This is a genomic window from Kitasatospora sp. NPDC001225 (assembly GCF_053597855.1).
This window is the reverse complement of record NZ_JBSFJC010000269.1, coordinates 1-4,659: the sequence shown is the minus strand read 5'-3', so window position 1 is coordinate 4,659 and position 4,659 is coordinate 1. Positions and strand designations below refer to the sequence as shown.

The following is a 4,659-nucleotide window of genomic DNA, read 5'->3' as shown; positions in this document are numbered from 1 at the left end:
GATCACCTGGGCGGTGCCGGGCACCTTCTTGTCCAGCTCGGCCGGGGCGTTGCCGGCAGGCCCAGGTGCATGCCGATGTCGATGATCACCCGGATGGTGCGCAGCATCTGCTCGTCGAGGAAGCCGAGGCGGTGGGCGGGGTCGGTGAGGAAGCCCAGGTCGTCCATGAGGCGCTCGGCGTACAGGGCCCAGCCCTCGACGTTGGCGCTGACCATGCCCAGCGTGCTCTGGTAGCGGCTCAGCCGGTCGGCGACGGCGACCCACTGGGCGAGCTGCAGGTGGTGGCCGGGGACGCCCTCGTGGTACCAGATGCTGACGAGCTGCCAGGTCGGGAACGCGTCCCGGCCGAGCGTGGGCAGGTAGGTGCGGCCGGGCCGGCTGAAGTCCAGGCTGGGGCCGGAGTAGTACGGTGCCGCGGCGCTTCCGGCGGGGGCGATCCGGGACTCCACCTTCCGCACCGGTCCGGAGATGTCGAAGTGGGTGCCGTCGAGGGCCTCGATCGCCCCGTCCATGATCTGCTGCAGCCAGTCGCGGATCCCCTCCTCGCCCGTGACCCGGTGGCCGTGCCGCTCCAGGTGGTCCATGGCGTCGAGGGCGCCGGCCCCGGGCAGCACGCGCCCCGCCTCGGCCCGCATCTCGGCGGCCGTCCGGTGGAACTCGCTCCAGGCCCAGGCGTAGGCCTCGTCCAGGTCGACGTCGGCGCCGGTGTGGTGGCGTACGGCGAGCCGGTAGCGGTCCCGGCCGACGGCGTCCGGGGTGTCGGCGGTGGCGGGGGCGTAACTGTCGCGCAGCCAGCTGCGGAACTCGGCGACGGCGGCGGTGGCCTGGCTGGCGGCCGCGTCCAGGTCGCCGCGCAACCGGTCGGGGCCGGGGGCGACGAAGTCGCCGAACCACCCGGCGCCGGTGCCCGCCCGCTGGTCGGTGGCCTCACCGGTCCAGGCGGTGAGCTGGTCGATCACCACGGCCGCCTGGCGGGGCGCGGCGAACAGGCCCCGGGCCATCCCCTCGGTGAGCGTCGCCCGGTAGCCGTCGAGCGCGGCGGGCACGTTGCGCAGCCGCCCGGCCACGGCCGCCCAGTCGTCGTCGGTGACGGTCGGCATGTAGGTGAAGATCTCCCGCACGTGGTGCACGTGCGCGCCGATGTTGCGCAACTGGCGGAAGTTCTCGCCCGCGTCGTGCAGGGCGAGTTCGGCGGTGAGGCGCTCCCGCAGCAGCCGGGCGCAGGCCCGGTCGGCGGGGTCCTCGGTGGCGGGTGCGGTGTCGAGCGTACGGAGGGTGCGCCGGGCGATGTCGGCGAGTGCCTCGAAGCCGTCCGGGGAGAGGTCCGGCTGCCGTTCGTCGCCGGGGTTCAGGCCCAACCAGGCGGCCTCCAGCGGGTCGTGTGCGGCCACCTGGTCGAGGTGGTGGTCGGCGATGGTGCGCGGGGTGATCTTTTCATCTGCCATGCGGCCATCCTGGCGCACCGTCAGAACACACCGCCGCCCGGGTGTCAGGGCCTCAGCAGTCCGCCCACCCACCAGTCGTGCGGCCGGCCGTCGTTGGCGTAGTCACGGTTGCGCAGGGTCCCCTCGACGGTGAAGCCGAGCTTCTCGGCGACGGCACGCGAGCCGGTGTTCCCGACCATGGCCCACCACTCGATGCGGTGCACGTCGATCGTGGCCCAGCCCCAGTCGCACAGGGCCCGGGCGGCCTCCACCGAGTACCCGCGCCCGCGCTGCTCCTTGACCGCCCAGTAGCCGAGCTCCCAGACGCCGCGCCGCCTGAGGCTCAGGCCGTACAGGCCGACCAGGGCTCCGGTGTCCTTGCGGAACGCGCCGAGGGTGTAGTCCTTGTCCCCCGCCCACTGGGCGGGCAGCCGCTCGCCGACCAGGTGCTCCGCGTCCGCACGCCGGTAGGGCACCGGCACCGGGGTGAAGAACTGGATGTCCTTGTCCTGGCAGGCCTCGTACACCGCGTCCACGTCGGCGGGCGTGAAGGCCCGGAGCAGCAGACGGTCGGTCTCAAGCGTCACTGGATCCATCGCGGCAGTATGACCACCGTCGGCAAGCGGCGGCCAGTGATTTTCCCGACCGGGCACCGCCCCTCACCGCACCCGGGCCGGTCGACGGCCTCAGCCCGTGGGCATGCCGATCTGGTCGCGTTCCAGGGCGGAACGCAGCTCCGCGAGGGCCTGCGCGGCGGCCGCCACGGGGGACGTCTTGAGCGCGTCCGTGGTCAGCTCGGCCAGGCGCTCGGTGAAAGTCCCTTCCGCCGCGTCGACCAACTCCCGGCCTTCGTCGGTCAGTTCCAGCAGTGACGACCGGCGGTCCGAGGGGTTCGGCACGCGGGCGACCCAGCCCTGCCGCTCCAGGCGGTCGACGCCCTTGCTGGTGGACCCGATACCGACGGCGAACTCGGCCGCCAGGTCCGCCACCCGGGCCCGGGGGTGGTCGCGGAGGTGGCGCAGGAACTCGAACTGGGACGTGACGATCCCGTGCCGCTCGCGGAGACGGTCGTTGAGGGCGTTGTACAGGCGCGTCTCGCATCGGACGAGGTCGGCGAAGAAGCTCGGGAGGTCGACCGTCTCGCCGGTCACTTTAGATGCCATGGCATATAGTCTACGTTAGATGCCTCGGCATATAGTGCCGAAGAAGCCACTTGCGACAGGAGCAGCCACCATGAGCAAGGAACAGCGCGCACAGGTCGACGCGATGCTGCGGCAGCCCCGGCCCGACGGCCCCCAGTCGGTCGAGGAGATCCGGGTCGGATTCGAAGCGCTGATGGCCCGGATGATCGTCCCGGACGGCCTTCGCACCACGCGGACGACGCTCGGCGACCGGCCAGCCCTGTACGTCGAGCCGGGCGACGAGCTGGGCGAGGGGACACGCACCGGGACGATCCTGTACTTCCACGGCGGCGGCTGGGTGTTCGGCTCCCCCGAGACGGCGATGTCGCTGACGGGGAACCTCGTGGCCAGGACCGGGTTCAGGGCGTACTCGCTGGACTACCGGCTCGCCCCCGAGCACCCGTTCCCGGCCGGGATCGAGGACGCGCTGGGCGCCTACCGCGCCCTCCTCGACAGCGGCGAGGACCCTGCCGGCATCGCGTTCGCCGGGGACTCCGCCGGGGGCGGCCTCAGCGTCACCACCTGCCTCGCCGCCCGCGACGCCGGCCTCCCGCTGCCCGCCGCGATCGTGGCCTTCTCCCCCGGCCTCGACGCCACCAGGACGGGCGAGAGCATGGACACCAAGGCGGGCATCGACCCGATCTTCACCCGCGAGAACCTGGAACACACCGGGGCCATGTACCTCGCGGGAACCGACCCGCACCAGCCCCTGCTCAGCCCCGCCGTCCTCGCCGACCTGACGGGCTTCCCGCCGATGCTCCTCCAGGCGGGCACCAACGAACTGCTCCTGGACGACTCCACCCGCATGGCCGCCCGCGCCCGCGCGGCCGGAGTGGACGTGGTCCTCGACATCACCGCCGACGTACCCCACGTGTTCCAGTCCTTCGCCGGCGTACTCGACGAGGCCGACCAGGCGCTGGACCGCGCGGCCCTCTTCCTTACACAGCACGTGCAGAATTCTGACTCCGCGGCCGGGTCCGCCCAGTAGAGCTCGGAGCCCTCCGGTCCGTACGGTCGCGACTCGGCCCGGCCGTCATGGTTGTGAAGGTTCTCGGCCTCCGTGTCATACGGGCAACCATGCGACCTGTGACTCCGTCCCCGGTCTCGGCCGGATGGCGCAGCTTCGGATCCTCACAGTTGTGACAGATCCTCGCGATCGCGGTGCCGCCTCTCGATGCGGTCGACCGGCGCTCTCAGGGCGGGTGAGGTCAGTTCCAGGTTGCGGTTGTCGCGCCCGGCGAGCATGTGGTCGAGCCAGCGTTCGTACCAGGCCAGGAAATCCGTGGCCGACGAGACGTTGGGGCCCCAGAAGCCGTCAGCGTTTCCGGTGACGACGCGGCCCGCCAGGGGACCTGTGATGCCGAGAAGCACCAGGTCGGAGCACCCCGCCTCGATGATGTGCAGGAACAGGTCACTTCGGTGAGACGGGCCGCCGGCGAACGTGAACCCCCGAGGGCGGCCGGGCTCCCCGTGGGGGTCCATCGTGAAGAGCCGACATGACTGCAGAGGCAGCAGGCCATAGAAAGGCGATGCCCCGCCCCCGCCCAGCATGGTCAGGAAGCTGCGGTAGGGGTCGGGCAGTTCGATGTGGCGGTCGGCCTCGAACTCGGCGACCTTCGCGTCCGGCAACGGGGGTTTGAGGCGGAACCCGTGCTTCTCTTCACCGAAGGAGTAGCTTCGCAGCGCGGCATAGGGCACCTTGGCGAGCTTGCGTCGGATACGGGCGATCCGGGAGTCCATGTGAACTCTTCTCTCTGTCCTCCGCAAACTACCTGCCGTGGACAGTGATTCTCAATCCCGTGTCAGTTCGACCAGTCGGATGACATCGCGCCTGAGAACTGGCACAGGATCCGAGCTTGCCGTTTAACCTCAAGCCGTGTTCGACTCCGTCAGCCATGTCGGTGCGTGCTGCTATCTCTGGCAGCGTGACCAGCGACGACAAAAGCGCCAACCCGCAGAGGTACAACATCGTGCTCGGCCCGGAGAACGGCCCCCACGCCTGTCCGTGCTGTGGCTATCTGACGATGGAATCACGTGGGGTGAACGAGACCTGC

The 4,659-nt window shown here is 70.8% G+C and carries 5 protein-coding genes; 1 reads left to right on the top strand and 4 read right to left on the bottom strand.

Going from position 1 to position 4,659, the window contains the following annotated elements:
• Nucleotides 1–2: 2 nt before the first annotated feature.
• The 3 genes from ACWDCZ_RS38870 to ACWDCZ_RS38860 all read right to left on the bottom strand — a co-directional run bounded on the left by ACWDCZ_RS38870 (nucleotide 3) and on the right by ACWDCZ_RS38860 (nucleotide 2,587).
• Nucleotides 3–1,445 (bottom strand): DUF885 domain-containing protein, encoded by a 1,443-nt coding sequence (locus tag ACWDCZ_RS38870; RefSeq protein WP_449818419.1) that lies wholly within the window; start codon nucleotides 1,443–1,445, stop codon nucleotides 3–5.
• A 44-nt stretch (nucleotides 1,446–1,489) separates the two neighbouring features.
• Entirely contained in the window at nucleotides 1,490–2,020 is a 531-nt protein-coding gene (locus tag ACWDCZ_RS38865; RefSeq protein WP_449818418.1) for a GNAT family N-acetyltransferase, read from the bottom strand.
• Between the two features lie 90 nt (nucleotides 2,021–2,110).
• Nucleotides 2,111–2,587, bottom strand: a complete 477-nt coding sequence (locus tag ACWDCZ_RS38860; protein WP_449818417.1) for a MarR family winged helix-turn-helix transcriptional regulator — start codon at nucleotides 2,585–2,587, stop codon at nucleotides 2,111–2,113.
• 70 nt (nucleotides 2,588–2,657) lie between these two features.
• On the opposite strand from ACWDCZ_RS38860, the gene ACWDCZ_RS38855 reads away from it, so the two are divergent.
• Nucleotides 2,658–3,593: an alpha/beta hydrolase gene (locus tag ACWDCZ_RS38855; RefSeq protein ID WP_449818416.1), complete on the top strand. Its 936-nt coding sequence runs from the start codon at nucleotides 2,658–2,660 to the stop codon at nucleotides 3,591–3,593.
• Nucleotides 3,594–3,736: 143 nt separating this feature from the next.
• Here ACWDCZ_RS38855 and ACWDCZ_RS38850 read toward each other — a convergent pair whose 3' ends face one another.
• The gene (locus ACWDCZ_RS38850) at nucleotides 3,737–4,345 is read right to left on the bottom strand and encodes an SMI1/KNR4 family protein (RefSeq protein ID WP_375873107.1); all 609 of its coding nucleotides are present in this window, start codon (nucleotides 4,343–4,345) and stop codon (nucleotides 3,737–3,739) included.
• Nucleotides 4,346–4,659: the final 314 nt, after the last annotated feature.